19 protein-coding genes are annotated in these 19,041 nt (G+C 61.8%); 5 read left to right on the top strand and 14 right to left on the bottom strand.

The features are described 5' to 3' along the window. Nucleotides 1–31: 31 nt before the first annotated feature. On the bottom strand, nt 32–1,354 hold the full coding sequence (locus tag KHO30_RS15000; protein ID WP_211701416.1) for an NAD(P)/FAD-dependent oxidoreductase: 1,323 nt from the start codon (nt 1,352–1,354) through the stop codon (nt 32–34). Between the two features lie 139 nt (nt 1,355–1,493). Here KHO30_RS15000 and KHO30_RS14995 point away from each other — a divergent pair, with 139 nt between their 5' ends. Next, nucleotides 1,494–2,408 (top strand): LysR substrate-binding domain-containing protein, encoded by a 915-nt coding sequence (locus KHO30_RS14995; protein WP_093642628.1) that lies wholly within the window; start codon nt 1,494–1,496, stop codon nt 2,406–2,408. On the opposite strand, the gene KHO30_RS14990 is transcribed toward KHO30_RS14995, so the two are convergent. From KHO30_RS14990 to KHO30_RS14975, 4 genes are all read right to left on the bottom strand, one after another. Next, the gene (locus KHO30_RS14990) at nt 2,405–3,256 is read right to left on the bottom strand and encodes a hypothetical protein (RefSeq protein WP_341865795.1); all 852 of its coding nucleotides are present in this window, start codon (nt 3,254–3,256) and stop codon (nt 2,405–2,407) included. The two genes, KHO30_RS14995 and KHO30_RS14990, sit on opposite strands and share 4 nt — an antisense overlap. Before the next feature lie 192 nt (nt 3,257–3,448). Further along, nucleotides 3,449–3,784 (bottom strand): YbjQ family protein, encoded by a 336-nt coding sequence (locus KHO30_RS14985; RefSeq protein WP_093642632.1) that lies wholly within the window; start codon nt 3,782–3,784, stop codon nt 3,449–3,451. A 181-nt stretch (nt 3,785–3,965) separates the two neighbouring features. Then, nucleotides 3,966–4,505: a carboxymuconolactone decarboxylase family protein gene (locus tag KHO30_RS14980; protein ID WP_200651703.1), complete on the bottom strand. Its 540-nt coding sequence runs from the start codon at nt 4,503–4,505 to the stop codon at nt 3,966–3,968. A 54-nt stretch (nt 4,506–4,559) separates the two neighbouring features. Beyond that, nucleotides 4,560–5,309: an SDR family NAD(P)-dependent oxidoreductase gene (locus tag KHO30_RS14975; RefSeq protein ID WP_093642637.1), complete on the bottom strand. Its 750-nt coding sequence runs from the start codon at nt 5,307–5,309 to the stop codon at nt 4,560–4,562. A gap of 129 nt (nt 5,310–5,438) precedes the next feature. Here KHO30_RS14975 and KHO30_RS14970 point away from each other — a divergent pair, with 129 nt between their 5' ends. After that, the gene (locus tag KHO30_RS14970; protein WP_093642639.1) at nt 5,439–6,359 is read left to right on the top strand and encodes a LysR family transcriptional regulator; all 921 of its coding nucleotides are present in this window, start codon (nt 5,439–5,441) and stop codon (nt 6,357–6,359) included. Nucleotides 6,360–6,485: 126 nt separating this feature from the next. Here KHO30_RS14970 and KHO30_RS14965 read toward each other — a convergent pair whose 3' ends face one another. The 4 genes from KHO30_RS14965 to argH are packed head-to-tail and all read right to left on the bottom strand — an operon-like array spanning nt 6,486 to nt 10,518. After that, a complete protein-coding gene (locus KHO30_RS14965; RefSeq protein WP_211701415.1) occupies nt 6,486–7,325 on the bottom strand; it encodes an ABC transporter substrate-binding protein in 840 nt (279 codons plus the stop codon). A gap of 60 nt (nt 7,326–7,385) precedes the next feature. Further along, complete coding sequence (locus KHO30_RS14960; RefSeq protein WP_211701414.1) at nt 7,386–8,150, bottom strand: amino acid ABC transporter ATP-binding protein; 765 nt, start codon at nt 8,148–8,150, stop codon at nt 7,386–7,388. A gap of 32 nt (nt 8,151–8,182) precedes the next feature. Then, nucleotides 8,183–9,037, bottom strand: coding sequence for an amino acid ABC transporter permease (locus KHO30_RS14955; protein WP_211701825.1), 855 nt, complete (start codon nt 9,035–9,037; stop codon nt 8,183–8,185). A 47-nt stretch (nt 9,038–9,084) separates the two neighbouring features. Next, entirely contained in the window at nt 9,085–10,518 is a 1,434-nt protein-coding gene (gene argH / locus KHO30_RS14950) for an argininosuccinate lyase (RefSeq protein ID WP_211701413.1), read from the bottom strand. Nucleotides 10,519–10,630: 112 nt separating this feature from the next. On the opposite strand from argH, the gene KHO30_RS14945 reads away from it, so the two are divergent. Then, nucleotides 10,631–11,509: a LysR substrate-binding domain-containing protein gene (locus KHO30_RS14945; RefSeq protein WP_093642647.1), complete on the top strand. Its 879-nt coding sequence runs from the start codon at nt 10,631–10,633 to the stop codon at nt 11,507–11,509. Between the two features lie 10 nt (nt 11,510–11,519). Here KHO30_RS14945 and KHO30_RS14940 read toward each other — a convergent pair whose 3' ends face one another. The 4 genes from KHO30_RS14940 to KHO30_RS14925 form a co-directional block, all read right to left on the bottom strand. Further along, complete coding sequence (locus KHO30_RS14940; protein WP_234486785.1) at nt 11,520–12,374, bottom strand: ABC transporter substrate-binding protein; 855 nt, start codon at nt 12,372–12,374, stop codon at nt 11,520–11,522. Nucleotides 12,375–12,444: 70 nt separating this feature from the next. Next, the gene (locus tag KHO30_RS14935) at nt 12,445–13,839 is read right to left on the bottom strand and encodes an MmgE/PrpD family protein (RefSeq protein WP_211701412.1); all 1,395 of its coding nucleotides are present in this window, start codon (nt 13,837–13,839) and stop codon (nt 12,445–12,447) included. After that, nucleotides 13,836–14,750 (bottom strand): polysaccharide deacetylase family protein, encoded by a 915-nt coding sequence (locus tag KHO30_RS14930; protein WP_211701411.1) that lies wholly within the window; start codon nt 14,748–14,750, stop codon nt 13,836–13,838. The genes KHO30_RS14935 and KHO30_RS14930 overlap by 4 nt, the downstream gene beginning before the upstream one ends. Then, nucleotides 14,747–15,739: a polysaccharide deacetylase family protein gene (locus tag KHO30_RS14925; RefSeq protein ID WP_234487662.1), complete on the bottom strand. Its 993-nt coding sequence runs from the start codon at nt 15,737–15,739 to the stop codon at nt 14,747–14,749. Before KHO30_RS14925 ends, KHO30_RS14930 begins: the two co-directional genes overlap by 4 nt. A 215-nt stretch (nt 15,740–15,954) precedes the next feature. On the opposite strand from KHO30_RS14925, the gene KHO30_RS14920 reads away from it, so the two are divergent. Together KHO30_RS14920 and KHO30_RS14915 are read left to right on the top strand one after the other, a co-directional pair. Beyond that, nucleotides 15,955–16,842 (top strand): LysR substrate-binding domain-containing protein, encoded by an 888-nt coding sequence (locus KHO30_RS14920; protein ID WP_211701410.1) that lies wholly within the window; start codon nt 15,955–15,957, stop codon nt 16,840–16,842. A 158-nt stretch (nt 16,843–17,000) separates the two neighbouring features. Further along, nucleotides 17,001–17,498 (top strand): acyl-CoA thioesterase, encoded by a 498-nt coding sequence (locus KHO30_RS14915; protein WP_054041457.1) that lies wholly within the window; start codon nt 17,001–17,003, stop codon nt 17,496–17,498. Between the two features lie 80 nt (nt 17,499–17,578). Here the strand turns inward: KHO30_RS14915 and KHO30_RS39550 are convergent, their stop codons facing one another. After that, the gene (locus KHO30_RS39550; RefSeq protein WP_200651690.1) at nt 17,579–19,018 is read right to left on the bottom strand and encodes a sensor histidine kinase; all 1,440 of its coding nucleotides are present in this window, start codon (nt 19,016–19,018) and stop codon (nt 17,579–17,581) included. Nucleotides 19,019–19,041 lie beyond the last annotated feature (23 nt).

Here is a 19,041-nt window from a genome sequence, read left to right as displayed (position 1 = left end):
TCCGTCGAAAGGACCTGCGATGGGAAGTCTGTCAAGAAAGCGCGGCGCGCGCGCGGCCGCTCCAGAAATCGTCGAACGCGTAGAGCGCCGTGCCGACCGGCACGCTCAGGCGGCTCGCCATGCCGGCCGGGCTGACCGGAAACGTGCCCTCACCGAACGCGCCCGCCTGTGCATCGAGTCCGAGCATGGATCTCGCGACTCGCGAGCCCAGATAGCTCATCAGCGCGACACCGTTGCCGTTGCAGCCGAGCGCGTAGTGAATGCCGTCCTGTTCACCGATATGCGCGAGCTTGTCGCCCGTCATCGCGACGTAGCCCTTCCACGCGTGCGTGATGCGCACGTCGCGCAATGCGGGCCACAACTCGATCATCTTCGCGTGCAGCATCCTCGCCGCTTCACGTTCGCTCACCTCGCGGATAGCGGGGCGCGAGCCGAACAGCATTCGCGTGCCGTCGGGCGACGGCCTCGTGTAGAACAGATTGCGTTTCGAATCGCTGATCATGCGCCGCCCCGGATTCAGCACGGCCATCAGTCCGGGCGGCAGCGGCTCCGTGGCGATCTGGTAACTCGCGACCGGCAGCACTCGCCGCGCGAAGAACGGCAGCAGCCGTCCGGTGTAGCCGTTGGTCGCGACCAGCACATGCTTCGTGTCGATTTTGCCTCGCGTTGCGTGAACCCGAAAACCCGCGCCATTGCGTTCGATTCGTTCCACGCCCGCATGTGAATGCAAAGTCGCACCGCAACGCCGTGCGAGATCGCGCAGCGCGCGATGATATTTCGCCGTATGCAGACCGCCGTATTCATCGACGAGAATCCCGCCGTAGTAGTAGTCGGAGCCGATCACCGTGTGCTGCTCCGCGCGCGGCACGACGTGCACCGTCACGCCGGTCTTCTCGCGCAACAGATCGCCCTGGCGCCGCAAGCGATCGAAGTGGCGCGGCGTGAATGCGCCGAAGAAACGGCCGGTGATCTGCAGATCGGCGTCGAGCGACTCCTCGGCGACAAGGCGCTTCAGGTAATCGAAGCTCGCCATCGACTCGCGCATCAGCCGTCCCAGCCGCTCTGCCGATACGCCACGAATCGCATTGGTCAGCGCGAGTTTCTGTCCGCTCGACACCATGCCGCCGCTGCGCGTGCTGCCGCCCGCCCCGATCTCCGCAGCGTCGAGCACGGCGACGCTGGCGCCGAGGCGCGCCGCTTCCACAGCCGCCGACAAGCCGCAATAGCCGCTGCCGACGATCACCACGTCGACGCCGGACGGCAACGCGTCACGGGCCGTTTCGGGCGGCGCGGCGTCCCACCAGTACGGGGCCACGCGAAAATCGTCGTGAAGCAGCAGGGCATCGGAGCGCATCGTCTATGGCCGGTAAGAAGATGCAAGCCAGTCTAGGATTTCGTCGACCATCCGGTCAAATACGACCAAAAACGTCCGCCATTCAAATTTGATATGGCAAGCTGGGAGCCGGATTAACGAAGGCAGACGAGGCAAAACGATGAATCAGCGGCAGATCGATGCGTTCAGGCTGGTCATGTTGCGCGGCTCGATGACCGCCGCCGCCGAGGAGCTTGGCACGTCGCAGCCAAGCGTCAGCCGGTTGATTGCGGAACTGGAAGCTTCGACGGGATTGGCGCTGTTCACGCGCAACGGCGGACGGATTCAGGCCACGGATGCGGGGAGCGCGTTTTATCGCGAAGTGGACCGGAGTTTTGTGGGTATCGAGAAACTGGCGCATTCCGCGCGTGAAATCCGCCAGTTCGGCAGTGGCCGTCTAAGGCTTGTCGCGGCGCCGGTGCTTGCGTTGTCGTTCATCCCGATGGTGATCGAGCGTTTTCTCGCCGTCTATCCACGCATCGCGATATCGCTGGAAATGCGCAGTGAAGGCACGATCCAGCGTTGGGCGTCGTCGGCCTATTGCGATATTGGCTTTGCTACGACTACGCCCGAGGCGTTCGGTGTGACGAGCGCCGAGTTATACCGGCTCCCCGGCGTGTGTGCGCTACCGGCCGGGCATCCGCTGACCGCGCGCAAACGTATCCATGCACGCGATCTGCGTAACGAAAGGTTGATTCTGGCTTCGTATGCGGACGACACGCGGTCGTCGCTGGATCGCGTGTTGCGTCAGGCGGAAGTCAATCAGGTGCCGACTATCGAAACGCCATACGGCGCGACGATTTGCGCGATGGTGTCGCGCGGGCTGGGAATCGGCATCGTGAATCCGCTCGCGACTATCGATGCCAATCCCACGAAGATCCAGTTTCGGCCGTTTTCACCGGACGTCATGTTTCGGGGGTTCACCGTATGTCCGCAGCTGCAGTACACCAATCCAATCGTTGATAGTTTTCTTAAGATGGCCGGCGACACGATGATGCTTGAAGCAAAGCACGCCTCCAAGCCCGCACGACATTAGCTCATCCAGTACTTGCCCGGGATCCGGCGATCTTCTTCGGAAAGATACGGATTGTCGAGAACGAAGACCTTGCGGCTCGCGAGGTTGGAACGCAGCAGCCCGTCCTGAATGTAGGGATGCGAGTTGAACAGCCGCATGAACGATCCGTCGAGATAGGCCTTCTCCAGCCCCCTGTTAATGGTCTGGGCGAGGCTTGCGTGCTTCGTGGAGACGTAGAAAATAAAGTCCGACCGGTATTTCAGAAGCAGGTGCTTCTCGACAACCAGATCCCGATCTCTGTGCCGCGGCTCGTCCAGTTCCGCGAAAGCTTCAATAGCACCGCGCGGAAAATAGTCCAGCCGGCCACCCTGGACCATGTCGAACACCGTCTCATAGGGAACCGTCTCTATGTTCAGACCGGCTGCTCTCATGATCTTTGTATCGATCCAGCCAAGCCCCTGACCGCCCGTCAATGCCTTCAGATCGTCCAGGTTCCTCACCCTGTCGAAATCAGCCTGACGATCTTTTCGTATGACAAAAATCCGGTGGCCGATCAGCCCGCGATTGATAGGAATCCGTACCACGTTCAAGCCGCGTTCCGCCTCGGCGTCCGTACTCGTCCAGAGCAGATTGATGGCGTTGCTCCCGCCCGCCAGTTCTGCCAGCGCACGCCCCCGTTCCATCAGGACGTCAGCCTGCCGCGCCACGTAATCGGCGCCGGCCGCTTTCATTGCGAGGTCGAGCACCGCCAGGGGGAAGATCGCACGTGCCCAATCTTCGGGGCGGTAGTGCGGGTATACGATAGCGAATGGGTCTACGGATGCTGCATGCGCACGGAGCGTCACGCCTGCCGCACTCAGTGCAGCCAATACAAAACGCCTGCGATGCATAGTTATATTCGACACATGTGCGATTCGCCACTACTGGCGCGGATCGCCCAGAATCACGCCCGGTCAAAAAACCATCGTGCCACGATTCATGCAGGCATACAAACCCATTTCACTCGCAAAGCATTACATGACCATGTGGTCATGTTCTCAGCGCTGATCGGCACAGGCTCTTCAAGCCAGCAACGTCGCGCGGACCGCCGTCCCGTAACACAGCACCTCCGTAATGCCCCTCGCTATCTCGGTTGCGTCGTACCGCATACCGATGATGCCGTTTGCGCCCAGGTCCGCGGCCTGGGCAATCATGCGGTCGTATGCATCCTGCCGCGCTCGCTCACACAGCGACGTGTAAAGCGTGATGTTGCCTCCGAAAATTGTCTGCAGCGATGCGCCAAGTGCGCCAACGATGGACCGGGACCGAACGATGATCCCGCGAGTGACGCCGAATGAGCGCTCTATCCTGTGGCCCGGAAGGTCAAACGCTGTCGTCACCATGTGTCGTTCTATCATCGTCTTCTCCGTGCTTAATTGATCGCTTGCAGTTCATCGGGATTGCTTTCAAGGCTCTTCATTGTAGTCAGGCACCTGGCTGACTTGCCGGGACCGCTGACTGGATAGATACAGGTAACGCTCCAGTCAGCCGGGCAATGCGGGCATCTCATGAACACCGTGCCTTGCCCGGCTGCAACCATCATGCAGTAAGTTGCGGCGCAGCAGGGAAATCCACCGGCACATGAGTCGTTGAGTGCAGGTAGTTAGTGACGGTTTTGTCGCCGATCACGACGATCGTGTCGACCAGATTGGCCTTGGTCCAGCCCGCAGCGAAGAACGCATCCACAAGCGCCTGATCGGCGTGTCCGCGGTTGACCGTGATGCTCTTCACCAGGCGCGCGAGCGCGTCGAACTTCGCGTCGAAACTTGCCTTGCCACTGCGGATTTCGAGAATCTGTTCGTCGGTGAAGCCGTTCATCTTGCCGATCATCGTGTGTGCTGCCAGACAGTACTCACAGCCGTTGACCTGGCTCACGACGAGGTTCACGATTTCGCGCGCCTTGCCGGTGATACTGCTCTTCGCGTTCTGGAACGCGAGGTAGCTGCCGAGCGCATGCTCCGAATGGGCCAGCGTCGCGTACAGGTTAGGCACAGTGCCGAGACTGCTCTTGAGCTTGTCGAAGATAGCCTGGTTAGCCGGGGAAACTTCGTCGCGTGTCGGGACGTTGATGGTGGTCATGGTGATACTCCTGAGTAAAAAAGATGAATGAAGCTGGGTGGGAAAACCTGTGCGTTATTGCGCGGTATAGGCGCCGTCGACTGCAATGTTCTGTCCGGTGAGGTAGCGCGCCTTGTCGCTCGCAAGGAAGACGATGGTCTGGGCAATCTCGTCCGGAGTCGCGGCGCGTCGCGCCGGTATCGTCGCGAGGAAACCGGCCTTGCCCTCCTCGCTGCCGCCGGCAAAACGGTCGAGCATTTCGGTGGCGACAGGCCCCGGCGCCACGGCGTTGACGCGCACGCCTGCGGCAGCGCCTTCGAGTGCCGCGCTCTTCGTGAGGCCTTCGACCGCATGTTTGCTGGCCGCGTAAACCGACGCGCCCGCAATGCCCACCTGGCCCGCGATCGAGGAGAGGTTGATGATCGAACCCGCGCCCTGCTCCAGCATCACGCGCATTTCGTGCTTGAGCGACAGCAGCGTGCCGAGCACGTTGACCGAGAACGTGTCTTCGTAGTTGGTTGCTGTCTGCTCGACGATCGGCGCCAGTTGACCTTCCGTGCCTGCGTTGTTGACCGCCACGTCGAGGCGCCCGAAACGCGCCACGGTTTGCTCGACTACGCTGCGCACTTCGGCTTCGAAGCGCACATCGGCGCGCAGGAATTCAGCTTCAGCACCGAGCGCGCGCAATTCGGCGGCAAGCGCCTGACCTGCCTCTTCGCGACGACCGCTGACGACCACGCGGTTTCCTTCGCGAGCAAAAGCAAGAGCGGTAGCGCGGCCGATACCGGTCAGCGCGCCAGTGATAAGAACGACGGGTGAGTTCATGTCCGTACTCCTTGGATTGGGTTGCATCGAATCGCGTTTGCGATGACTGCACTTTGACTGATTCCAGATTGGGGATATAGATGGTGTATGCTCATATGACTGATTCCGCATAGGAATATATTGAGCAAAATGGATAAGCTGCAGGCAATGAAGACGTTCGTGCGCGTGGTGGAGGCCGGCAGCTTTTCCGCGGTCGCGCACGAGGCCGACACGACGCAAAGCGCAGTGAGCAAACAGGTCGCGGCACTCGAGCGCGAGTTGGGCGCACGGCTGCTGACGCGAACCACGCGTTCGCTCGCGCTAACGGAAGAAGGTGAACACTATTTCGAGCAGGCGCGGCGCCTCGTCGCGGAGATCGCGGAGGCCGAAGGCGCGCTGCGGCGCGGCGAACAGCAACTGACGGGTTGGCTGCGAATCGCGGCGTCAGTCGGCTTCGGGCGCCTCAAGCTCATGCCATTGGTTCAGTCGTTTCTGGCAGAGCATCGGGGCGTGAAGATCGACCTGCGCCTGAGCGATGGTTTTGTCGACCTTGTGGAACAGGGGATCGACGTCGCGGTGCGGCTCGGCGATCTGCCGGACAGCAGCCTGATCGCGCGTCGCGTGGGAACGGCACAGCGGATGCTGATGGCGCATCGCAGCTATGTGCGCTCACTGCCCAAAGGAACGAAAGCGCCACGCGTTCCCGACGACCTGGTCGAGCACAACTGCATCGTCTACACCGAACTGGCGATGCGCAACGCGTGGCGTTTTACGGCGGGGCCCGGCGCGACGGATCCGGTGGGAACCACGCGCATCGTGCGGGTCGAAGGCAATCTGCAAACCAACAGCAGCGAGGTCATGCGGGCCTCGGTGCTCGCGGGTATGGGGATTGGCTATTCGCCGACATGGCTGTTCGACGACGAGCTAGCCAGTGGCGAAGTGCAGCGGATGTTGCCGGACTGGGACACGATCCCCATCCCGATCCATCTGGTGAGCCCGCTGGAGCGCCGGCATTCGGCGAAGGTGAAAGCGTTTGCGGAGCATGTCGGCAAGGCGATGGCTCGGAGCTGAAAACGCACGGCGGCTTCGAAGCGCTCAAGCCCACTACCATGGGCCGCTGGCTCGGGAAGCCAGCGGCGTGGGCCAACCATCTGTCGAGCCTGATGACAGCCTGGGCGAGGCTAGCGGCCGACCGTATCAAGTCCCAGCGTTAACAAGCGCCTTCGGCACAGCGTGTTGCTGCAAACCCCATTTCGCCAGGATCTTCTGATAGGTGCCGTCAGCGATCAATTGATTGAACGCATTGGTCAACGCCGTATTGAGCGCCGCGTTGTCCTTCGACATGCCGATCGCGGTGTACTGCGACAGGAATGGCTGGCCGATCGGCGCGTACGCGTTCTGCTCAATCGAGTTCTGGTACGGCAAAGTCTCACCGCCCTGAACTGCCACATCGATCCGGTTCTGGCGCAACTGCATGCGCGCGTCCGACGAGCCATCCGTACCGACCACCTTGATGGGCGGCTTACCTGCCTTCACGCAATGCTCATTGCTCCACTTCGTCGTATCGTTCACAAACGATGTACGGCGGCTCGTTCCGACAGTCTTCCCGCACAACGCATCCATCGTCGCGAATTCACCCGCACGCGCCTTCACCGTATAGAACTGCGGACCGGTCGTGATGTAGTCGAGGAAGTTCACCGCCCCGCGGCGCTCGGGCAGATCGGTCATGCCCGACAGGATCACGTCGACGCGCTTCGTCGTCAGCGCGCTCATCATCTGGTCGAAGTTGGTTTCCTGCCATTCGAGCTTGACGCCGAGCTTCGCGGCAAGCGCTTCGCCGAGATCGACGTCGAAGCCCATCAGCTTGTCGGTAGCGGGGTCCTTGTATTCGAACGGCGGATAGTTCGGCACGATCGCCGCGACGAGCGTGCTCTTGCCAATCGACGAAGCGGTTTGTGCATGAAGCAGCGGCGCATGCAGCGCCACGACGCCAACAACCAGGGTGAACCATTCACGCAAACGAAGGGACGCGTTCATAGAAACTCGCTTGTTAGAAGAATCTGAAAAGCGGGTCCCAGTTGGAACCCGCGGTTGTGATCAGGACAGCACGGCCGAGATGAAATCCTGCGTACGTTTATGTTTTGGCTGCCCGAGCACCTGATCAGGTGTGCCGGTTTCCACCACCTGCCCCTGATCCATGAAGACCACGCGGTTGGCTACCTCGCGTGCAAAGCCCAGTTCATGCGTCACCACGATCATCGTCATGCCGCTTCGCGCGAGGTCCCGCATCACCGCCAGCACTTCGCCCACGAGTTCGGGATCCAACGCCGAGGTCGGCTCGTCGAACAGCATCAGTTGCGGATGCATCGCCAGTGCACGTGCAATCGCCACCCGTTGCTGCTGTCCGCCGGACAGTTCCACCGGAAACGCATCACACTTATGAGCGAGCCCTACGCGCTTCAACAACGAACGCGCCTCTTCTTCCGCTTCCGCGCGACGCCGTTTGAGCACCTGCACCGGACCTTCGGTCACGTTCTCCAGCACCGTTTTGTGTGGGAACAGGTGGAATTTCTGGAACACCATGCCGGTCGAGAGACGCTGACGCGCCACCTGCCGCTCCGACAGTTCGTGCAGCCGGTTGCCCACGCGCCGGTAGCCCGCCAGTTCGCCGTTCACCCACAGCGCCCCTTCGTTGATCTTCTCCAACTGGTTGATGCAGCGCAGGAACGTGCTTTTGCCCGAGCCCGACGGCCCGATCACGCACAGCACCTCGCCTTTGGCCACATCCAGCGTGATGCCCTGCAAGGCCTTGAACTCGCCATATGATTTGCGCACGTCGACCGCGCGAACGATTGAATTCATTTCGGCTCCTTGTCCTGTCGTCGCCGGCGTCTTCATTGCCGGCCCGATGCACGTCCCGCCCCGCGGGCGTAGTGCCGCTCCACCCGCGACTGCGCGAACGACAGCACCGTCACCACCACCAGGTACCAGACCCCGGCCACCATCAACAGCTCGATCACCCGTGCATTCGCGTAGTAGATGTTCTCGGCGTTGTGCAGCATCTCCGCATACTGGATCACGCTCGCGAGCGAGGTCAGCTTCACCATCCCCACCAGCTCGTTGCCAATCGGCGGCACAATCACCCGCATCGCCTGCGGCAGAATGATCCGGCGCAGCGCCTGCAGCCGCGGCATGCCGATCGACTTGGCCGCTTCATACTGGCCCGTGTCCACCGACAGCAGCCCCGCGCGCACCACTTCCGACGTGTACGCCCCCTGGTTGATCCCCAGACCCAGCAACGCCGCGAGGAACGGCGTCATGACGTCCACCGTGCGAAATTCGAACAGGCCCGGAATCCCCATCGACGGAAACACCAGCGCGAGGTTGAACCACAGCAGCAATTGCAGGATCACCGGCGTGCCGCGAAACAGCCACACATAGCCTTGCGCGACCGCTTGCAAAACCGGATTGGGTGACAGCCGCATGATCGCGGTGATCACGCCGAGCACCACGCCCAGCACCATCGCCAGCACCGTCATCACGATCGTGTTGACGAGGCCGTTCAGGATCGAACGCGCCGTCAGGAAGCGCGCGACGTAACGCCATTCGATCTGCCCATGCGCGAACGCTAACACCACGTACCCAATCAACGCGATGATCGCCGCAGAGGCCACATAACGGCCCCAGTAGCGGCGCCGCACATGGACCAGATCCGAAATGTCGGTGACGTCTTCACTCATCTCTGTCATCTGCTTCTGAGCCTCCGCGGGCAGTGCCGCCCGATCGTTGGAAACGCTTACCATGATGGCCCCCTGTAGTCCGCTGCCCACGCGGCCTGCCGGTCGATCGCCGCACGCAGCCGGGTGATCTGCTCTTCCACGCGAGCCGGCGCCGTGCCGCCGTAGCCGCTGCGCGCGGCCACCGCCGCTTCGAGCGTCACGTGCTCCAGCACCGACGCTTCCAGCCGCGCATCCACCTGCGCCAACGTCGCCACGGATACTTCACCCAGCTCGATGCCCTGCTCTTCACACGCCCGCACCAGCGCGCCCGTGATCTCGTGTGCCTCACTGAACGGAATACCGCGCAGCGCGAGCCAGTCGGCCACCTCCGTGGCGAGCGTGAAACCCAGCGGCGCCTGGCGGCGCATCTCGTCCACGTTCACCTGCATCGTGCGGATCATGCCAGCCATTGCCGGCAATACCAACTCCAACGTGTCGATGCTGTCGAACGCGGCGATCTTGTCTTCCGCCAGATCGCGGTTGTAGGCGAGCGGCAGCGACTTCAGCGTCGCCAGCAGGCCGCCAAGATTGCCGATCAATCGCCCCGCCTTGCCGCGCGTAAGCTCCGCGATATCCGAGTTCTTCTTCTGCGGCATGATCGAGCTGCCCGTCGCGTAGCCATCGTCCAGCACGACCCAGCCGAACTGGCGCGTCGTCCACAGGATCACTTCTTCCGACAGCCGCGACAGATTCACCGACAGCATGCTCGCGATGAACACGAATTCCGCGACGTGATCGCGTGAAGCGACCGCGTCGATCGAGTTCTCACACGGCGCGTCATAACCGAGCTCAGTGGCTGACAACTCCGGGCTGAGGCAGATCGCCGAGCCCGCCAGCGCTGCCGCGCCCAGCGGCGAGCGCGCGCTGCGCCGGTCCCAGTCCACCAGACGATCGACGTCGCGGTAAATCGACTGCGCGTGCGCCAGCAAATGATGCGCGAACACGACCGGCTGCGCCGGCTGCAGATGGGTAAAGCCCGCCGTCACGCTGCGGGTGTGCGCATCGGCCTGTTCGATCAGTGCGTTCTGCAAATCGATCACCGCGTGCGTCAGCGTGCGAGCCTTGTCGCGCAGGAACAGGCGCAGGTCGTTGGCCGCCTGGTCGTTGCGCGAGCGGCCCGCGCGCAGCTTGCCGCCGGTGGCGCCCAAACGCTGCGTCAATTCGCGTTCGAGGAACGTGTGCACGTCCTCGTCATCCTGCGACGGTCCGATCTCGCCTGCGAGGTACTGCGCTTGCAGCTTGTCCATTTCTCCGAGCAGTTGCTGCAGTTCATCCTCGGTCAGGATCTGCGCGCGGCGCAACTCCTGTGCATGAGCGCGAGAACCGGCCAGATCGTAAGGCGCGAGCCGGAAGAAGCTCGGGTCCGAACGCGACAACGCCTTGAGCGCCGCCGACGGCCCCGACTTGAAACGCCCACCCCACAAACGCTCGATCGGTTCAGAAATATTCATCGCTGCCAGCCCTCAGTTAAGTTGACTCCACTGTACGTATCCAGTTTTTCTTCTTGTAGCGAGAATTAAATTCCGTTCAAATGAAATTTTTCTCAGCATCTCTTCCCGCCACATGCGAAACCGTCTGCCACCGCTCAATCCCCTCCGTGCGTTCGAAGCCGCGGCACGGCGCTCGAGCGTGGCCGGCGCCGCGCAGGAGTTGCACGTGACCGCCAGCGCGGTCAGCCATCAGATCCGCATTCTCGAAGAATCACTGGGCGTTACGCTGTTCGTCAGATCAAAGGCGCGCGTGAAGCTGACGCGCGAAGGCGAAGCTTTGCTGCAGCCCGTCAAAAACGCGTTCGACATGATCGCCAACGCCGTGGTCAAGCTGGACTCACCAGAGATGGCGGGCGATCTCGTCGTGTCCACGCCGCTGCTGTTCACGTCGCGCTGGATGGCCCGGCACATCGGCGAGTTTCTCGACCAGTACCCGGCGGTCAATCTGAAAGTGATCCCCTCCAACGACGACCGCGAGGTGTATTCGCCCGATGTCGACGTATGCGTGCGCTACGGAGAAGGCCGCTGGCGCGATCGTCACGTCACGCTGATTACGCATCCCGCGCTGTTTCCGGTGGTCAGTCCCGCCTTGATGAACGGTCCCAACGCGATCCGCAAGACCGAGGATCTCGCGGGCAAAGCGCTGTTTTGCGAGCACTCGGGGTCGTGGATGCGATGGCTCGCGCATGCATCGGCCGACAAACTCGAGGGCATCAGGATTCTGGAAATCGGCAATGCGCATATCGGTATCGAAGCGGCGATTCACGGTCAGGGTGTGGCGCTCGGCGACAGTTTCTCGGTGCGGGACGACCTGATGGACGGCACGCTGATCCGGCCGTTCAACATCACCGTGCCGTCGAGACACGCGTATTACCTCGTGTCCCGGCAGGAGTTGTCCGATACGCCGCTCGTGTCCGCATTCGCCACGTGGCTGAGCGAATACGTCGAGTGACCCATCTGCTTCAATGGTCCTTCGCGCCGTTCATCGTCACCTGCTGAACCGCGCTCGATTGCAGGCCCCACTTCGCCACGATCGCACTGTATGTGCCGTTCGCGACCAGCTTGTCGAGCGCGGCCCGCACCGCATCGCGCAGCTTCGGGTTGGATTTCGCAAAGGCAATACCTTCAGGCGAAGCCGCGAACGGTTCACCAATGGGCCTGTAGGTGTTCGGTTCGAGCTTCATTGCGTACGGCAGGGTTTCGCTGCCCTGCACGCCTGCCACGATTCGCCCCTGCTTCAACTGCATACGCGCGGATGACGTGTCTTCCGTACCCACTACCGTGATCGGCGTCTTGCCGACGCAGTTCTTCGTACTCCATGCTGCGGTGTCCGCCGGGAACGACGTGCTGCGGCTCGTGCCGACCGACTTCCCGCACAGATCCGCCGACTGCCGGATCTCGCCGCCATGCGCGCCCGTCAGGATGTAGAACTGCGCGCCTGAATTCAGATAGTCGAGAAAGTCCGCTGTATCACGGCGCCCCGGCACATCGCTCAATCCGCTCAACACCATGTCCACACGCCCGGTAGCGAGCGAGGGCAGCAATTGTTCAAACGCTGACTCCTGCCAGTCCAGCTTGACGCCGAGTTGCTTTGCAATCGCATTGCCGAGGTCGATATCGAAACCGGTCAATTCGCCGCTCTCCGGGTCTTTGTATTCCATCGGCGGGTAGATCGAGTTGACCGCGACCTTGATGACCTTGGCCTTGGCGATCGAATCAGGCAACGCTTGCGCATGGGCTGCAGCGCCGAAGAGAAAGGTCGACAGGCAGACTGCCATCAAACGGGACGCAACGCGCAGCGGGTTCAGCTTGGACATGGAGGACATACCTTTAAAGAATTGAACGCTTGTCATCAAAACGATTGAGCTTCCGTCGCGGCCTGTCGTGCTATCGCAGCGCGGGTTTGGCATCGGCATCGCCGCCAAGCCACGCTAGAAGCGTTCGCGCGTCGGCGAGATTGTCGAGATCGAGTACGGCGTCGGCAAGCGCGTTCGCCGATGAGTCGTCGAGCGCCATCGTGGCCAGGGCGTGGTACTTCGACAGCAAGTCTGCATCCGACAATGGATTGCGCGGATCGCCGAGCGGCGTGAGCACCTGCCGCGAGCGCGGCATCTCATCGGCGATCGTGAGCGTGACGACGGGCTCGTCCAGATCGGACATCGTCAGATCGACCTCGAGCGTGATGCGCTCCATCATCGCGGCCACCCGCAGATCGGTTCGCGCAGCCTCGAGATAAGCGCCAATCCTCGCATGGCCATAGACCAGCACCGAAGCAACCGCATACGGCAAACTCATCTGCGATGAGGCCAGGTTGCGCAAATCGCGGCCACCGCACATGCCTTCGACGAATGCGCTCAATCGGACGTGCACGTTCGAGAGCCTGTTCGGATCGAATCTGATGTCACGCAGCAGATCGAGCGTGGCATCGACTGCTGCATGCGTGCTGCGGCACGACGCGTGCGGCTTGATCGAGCAACGCATGATCTTCCACGTGTCGCCCAGTTCGTGCAGCAAGGCTTCGGGCTTCTGCGTGTCGGGAGCGAACGCGTTGAAGAAGCCGCCCCATACGTCCGCGAACACCTGCGTCGGGCCGCTGACGTTTTCCCTCGCCAGCAATGCCGCCAGCAATCCACCTTCAGCCGCGCGGCCGGTATGCATACGTTTCGTTTGCGACGCGTCGTGAATGAAGCCCCATAGGCCGCCGCTGAAGCTGCCCGCATGGCCGAACGCCGCGCCGGTTTGCACGGCGTCGAGTCCGAGGAGGCGCGCGCTTGCCGCCGCCGCGCCGAACACGCCGCAGGTCATCGTCGAATGCCAGCCGCGTGCGTTGTGCGGCGAATATCCGCCGCACGCTTCGAGTACTCGCCTGCCGACGTCATAGCCGAGCACGACTGCAGCGAGAAATTCACGCCCCGAGACTGGTCGCGGTGAGCACGCAAGTGCCGCGAATGCGGCAGGCAGCACGACCGCGCCGGAATGATCGCAGCCGCCCGAGTCGTCGAGTTCCAATGCGTGCGCGGCGATACCGTTGACGAAGGCCGCGCTGCGCGGGCCGAGCGACTGCCGCGTGCCCCAGACCTGCGCGACGCCTGGCCCGTCGCCGGACATGACCGCCCGCGCGCTGCGCGACTCCACGGCCGCGGCACCGGCGAGCGACGCGCCGAGTGTGTCGAGGATGTGCCGCTTGGCCTTATGGACGACGGCAGCAGGCAGCGCGTCGTCGGGTACGCCGGCGACGAATGCCGCCAGTTGCTCCGACAGCGACAGATCACGCGCGCTCATCGTGCAGCCTCGCGATGCCGTGCAAAAACCTCGACCGGATGACCGGGCTCGTTGCCATCGACGTTCTGCCGCCACCAGGCCGCTACTTCCGCGCCCGTCGCGAACCACACGTCATCATGCGAACGCATCTCCGCTAGCAACTCGCGCAACACGTCGATACGTCCCGCTGTACCGATGAGCTCCGGATGCAGCCTCAGCACGAAGCACAGACCGAAGCGGCGGAACGCCGCGAAATCCTGCTTCCAGTTCACCAGCACTTCCCGATACGAGGGAATCCGTGGCTGTCCGACCGGTACTGCTGGCGACAGGTTGTAGACGAAGTACGGCTCGTCTTCGAGTTCATAGTGAAGCGGCAGTTCGACCAGCGGTGGCGTGTCCGCAACCACCACAGTCCCCAGGTTTGCGTCCGGCAGATGAAAATACGGCAGATCGTCGCCGCGCCATGAAGACGACCACGTGACCCCTTCGCTGCGAAGAAAGTCCGCGAAGCCCGGCGCCCAATTGCCGTAGAAAGAACGAAAACCCTGCACGCGCCGACCGAGTGTGTCGACGAGCGCTTGCTGACCTGCCAGGAACGCCTGTCGTTGCTCATCGAACGTGAGGGTGTCGAAGTTCTCGCAACGAAATCCACTCGTGCCGATTTCGTGTTGCTGCGTGTCGATACGGCGCAGCAAATCCGTGTGAGTTTGGGCAACGCGTCCCGGCAAGAACCAGCTCGAGCGGACATCGAACTCATCGAACGCATCGAGCACGCGATCCACGCCTCGTTTCGCACCATAGCGCCAGACCGACAGAGATTTCTCGCGGCCGGCGATACGCGGCTCCTGAGTCAGGATGCCGTGTTCGTCGTTGAAGTCGACCGTGACGACCACCGCGCAGCGCGCGTTGTGCGGCCAGTGAAGTGCATTCATGCGCTGAACTCCTGCGCGTGTCCCGAGGCATTGTTATCGAGCCACCATTGCGCGACGTCGCGGCATGTGGCGAACCATACGTCGCCTTGTGCGTGCATGTGATCGATCAGTCTTTCCAGCAGCGCAATCCGGCCGGGTTTGCCGGACACCTTCGGATGAAACAGCGTGGTCAGGCAAAGTCCGTCACGATGTGAGCCGTCGAATTCGCGACGCCAGTTGTCGAGCGTCGTGTCATAGCTGGCAATGCGGTCGAGGCTCGCCGGAAAATCCGGGTTGCGGTGATAGGCCAGCGACGCATAATCGTCGAGCTCCCAGCGGCCCGGAATTTCGACCATCGGCTCGGCGATGCCCTCGGCATGCAGCAGATAAGGACGATCGTCGCCCCGCATCGAACTCGAATAGCGCACGCCGGCTTCCATCAGCACGCGAATCGTGTCCGGACCCCAGTCGCCCGATGGCGTGCGAAAACCAACCGGCTGCATGCCGAGATACTTGGTGAAGACTTCCGCGGAGCGTTCCATCACGGCGCGTTGGCCGTCGCGATCCAGAGTCCAGAAAGCCTCGTGCCGGTAGCCGTGGTAAGCGATCTCATGGCCGCCCGCGATGATCGCCGCACATTGATCCGGCCAGTTTTCAACAACCCAGGCGGGCACGAAGAAGGTTGCCGGTACGCGCCGCTCGTTGAGCACATCGAGCAGACGGCCAAGCGCGCGCCACGGGCCATAACTGCCCAGGGTGAAATACGAAGGGTTGGTCCAGATTGAGCCGTTGAGCATCGCGTCGCCGGTCGGGCCGTCGAGATCGAACGCGAGCGCGACGCAGGAACGGTGTCCTTCCGGCCAGCGCGGTGCGGTCTGAACCAGCTGGCGCTCCACATATCCCATTTGAGAACCGTTGCCCGACTCCTCAGACGCACTTGCACTGTCTGCATGGCTTTGCGACGCTCGCATGCCCTGTTGCAGGGGCAACGTGACGGTAGATCGGACCAAACTAAAACTCCCTTAAACGCATTGTTCGACACGGCGTCGATCCGGTGTTTCTGCCCGCTGGGTAAGGCAAACCCGATGCTCAGCGGCGGCACCCCGGCACTCACTGCGAGGCTACTTCGGGCATGGAAATCCGGACTTGTTGAAGGGATTTAAGAACGCCAATTTTCCGGCCACAAACGGTAAAATCTCATGGTTACCATGCGAGTTGTGCATAAATGAAGATCGAACGCTATCCTCCCTTCAACGTGCTGCAAACCCTGCTGGTGGTCGCCCGTTGCGGCAACTTCACGGCTGCATCGCAGCAGCTGTTTCTCAGCCAGAGCGCGGTGAGCCGGCATATCCAGCAGATTGAGGAGTATTTCGGTTGCGCGCTGTTCGTCAGGCACACCCGCATGGTCGTGCAGACTGCGGAGTGCCAACGCTTGGTGCCGATCGTCGAAGAGTTGCTGGCAACCGCGCGCCGCTCGATGCACATCACCAACTCAGGCGGCCAGACCATTACCCTGCGTGTCACGCCCACACTGGCGGCGCGCTGGCTGCTGCCGCGCCTCACCGACTTCTACGCTGAAGTGCCCGGCACGCAGTTGAATATCGACACCGCATGGTTCCTGCCGACCAATTTCGGCGAAGGCACGCTCGACGCGGCGATCCTGTTCGGAACCGGCAATTGGGAAGGATTGGAAGCCACCTGTCTGATGCGCGAGAGATTGACGCCGGTCTGCTCGCCGCAGATCGCTAACGGCACACCGCCGCTCGTGGAACCCGAAGATCTGAAACACCACACGTTGCTGCATTCCAGCTTCGGCCGGCGCGGCTGGATTCTGTGGCTGCAGCAGGAAGGCAACCTTGCCGCGCATACGTATCGGGAGCAGGTGTTCGACACGCTGGATCTCGCATTCAGCGCCGCGGCACGCGGCTTGGGGGTGGCGCTGGGGGATCTGAACCTGGTCGGAGAGAATCTCACCAGCGGCTCACTGGTGACGCCGTTCAAGCGCGTGGTGGAGACCGGGGCTGGATATTATCTGGTGCATCCGCCGCGCAATGAATATCGCGAGAAATTGAAACCGCTTCTTAGGTGGTTGCAAGCGAGTGTTGCGGCGTAGTCCGCGCCGACGGCAAGGGCTTTTGTCAGTTTTCTTCGTCACATGTTTGTCAGCCAATAGCCACACGACCCACATCCCCAACAGAATGGGATGTGCCTGCCGTACAGGGAGGCATGCGTGGTTGCCGCAAGCAGCCGTTCCTGCGAAAGGAAAATCGTATGTTGATGCGTGACAATATCCCTACCGCCCTCAACCGAGGATCCGCCCTTCTTTCGGAAGACCCGATCGCCACGGGCTCGCTCAAAACCTTCCACCACACGTTCGATATTTATCTAAAGGACTCGAACGCGTTCATGAATACGTACTTCTCACGCTACTTCGAGTGGCAAGGTGTTTGCCGCGAGCGGTGGTTTCATGAGTGCATCCACAATGACCTGCTGGGATCGGACGGCATGTTCGTGACCAAACGCGCGCACCAGGAGTACGTCCACGAGACCTTCCCCTTCCAGCACGTGGATTGCTATCTGAACACGGTGCAGGTCAAGCAATGCTCCGCCTACCTGCTGTTTCGCTTCTGCGTGGATGGGCGCCAGGTTTCACAGGGTTACCAGCAGATCCTGTACGCCGGGCGGGACCGGAAGATCAGGCGCTTTCCGGAAGGAATCGTCGAACGGGTCAAGGAATATGAGCTGCCGATGACGGCACTGGCCGCCTGATCTCAGCGGCGGACTTTCGCCGTTCAGTTTTTCCGCTGAGTTTGATCTTTAAGTTTCACCGCTAATTCCACCCTTAATCTTCACTGCGGACGCCGGCGCAAGGAGCGCGCCGGCGCTTTACTCAGTGCACGGTCCGCCGGCGACCCCGGTACCGGTAAGCGCACGGTGAAGGTGGTGTGTGAACCGCGCGTCGACATGCATTCGATCGTGCCGCCCAGCAATTCCGCCGCGCGGCGGCAGAAGGCGAGCCCCATTCCCGCGCCGCTTCCATGCCGCTTGGTCGAGAAGAAGGCGTCGAAGATATGCGGCAGCACGTCGGGCGCGATGCCCGGCCCCGTGTCGCGGAATCGCAGTACGCAGAAGCCGTTTTCCTGAACCGCGCTGATTGCGATCTCGCCCTCGCCGCTCACATGAATCGCGTGCAACGCGTTTTTCAGCAGATTGAACAGCACAAAAACCGCCAGCGTGTCCGAACCCGAAAAGCATAGCGCCGGGTCGATCGGCGCCACGGTGACGCGTACGCGTTCGTCGCTACGGAACGGATAGCGTTCCAGCGCCGACGTCACACATTGCTGCATGGAATGAGGACTGAAGCGAGTGCGGTCCAGGCGATCCAGGGTGAACGATGCGAGCGCCATCTCGACCATCGCGCTGGTGCCCGACACCTCCCTTCTGATCGCCGTGGCGAGGTGGCTGATGCGCTCGGACTGCCCGGAATGCCCCTCCTGATCGTCGTACAGCCCATGCGTGACCGCCAGCTTGTAACCTTTGAACACATGCGCCCATACGCTGGCGATTTCGTCGGCGTGCATGGCGATCGTCGCGAGCGGCGTCGCGATTTCGTGCGCGATTGTCGCTGCGATCGCATAGGGGTGAATCAGGTGATAACGAACGATCGTGATCGCGAGAAGGCCCAGGCTGAGCGCAATGAACAGCACACCCGGCGGATAGAACGGGTAACCGTAGTTGACCGCATAGTCGACTGCCGCGAACGAGTATAGGCAGAGGCTTGCAAAGCAGAGATCGAGACGCCGGCGCGCTTCACTGCCGGCCTGCTTGCGCGCGGCCAGCAGAAGCTGTCCGCTGCGGGCGGCGAGCAACACGGTCTGCAAGACGTGCAAAGGATGCAGCGTCCCGGCGCTCGGATAGTAGCCAAAGAAAAAGTGCCGGTAGCCGGAGACTACTTCGTTGCCGGGCAGCAGCACGGCGAGGACAACACACATGCCGTAAGACGCGAGCAAGATGGGCCGCTCGCGGCGCCTCGCCGCCACCTCGGTGACGAAGTGATAGAACGTGGTGGGCAGAAAGAGAATGAAGAGATAACCGACCCGGACCAGCACGCTCGCAATGTGGGGATCTTCCGTCTGGAACAGCAAGGTCCATGTGCCCTGCCATGCAAATGTCGCCGCGCACATCAGAAGGAATGGCGCGGACAGCCGCGTCACGCCTTGTGTGATGAGTACATAGAGTCCGAACACCACGAACAGCGCAGAGACAAAGGCGGTCGGAATGGCGTACATGTGGCTCAATGGGGCGGAAAACG

Origin of the sequence: Paraburkholderia aspalathi (assembly GCF_905220735.1) — a bacterium.
GTDB lineage: Bacteria > Pseudomonadota > Gammaproteobacteria > Burkholderiales > Burkholderiaceae > Paraburkholderia > Paraburkholderia aspalathi.
The sequence above is the reverse complement of the archived record's forward strand: the minus strand, read 5'-3'. Positions and strand labels throughout refer to the sequence as shown.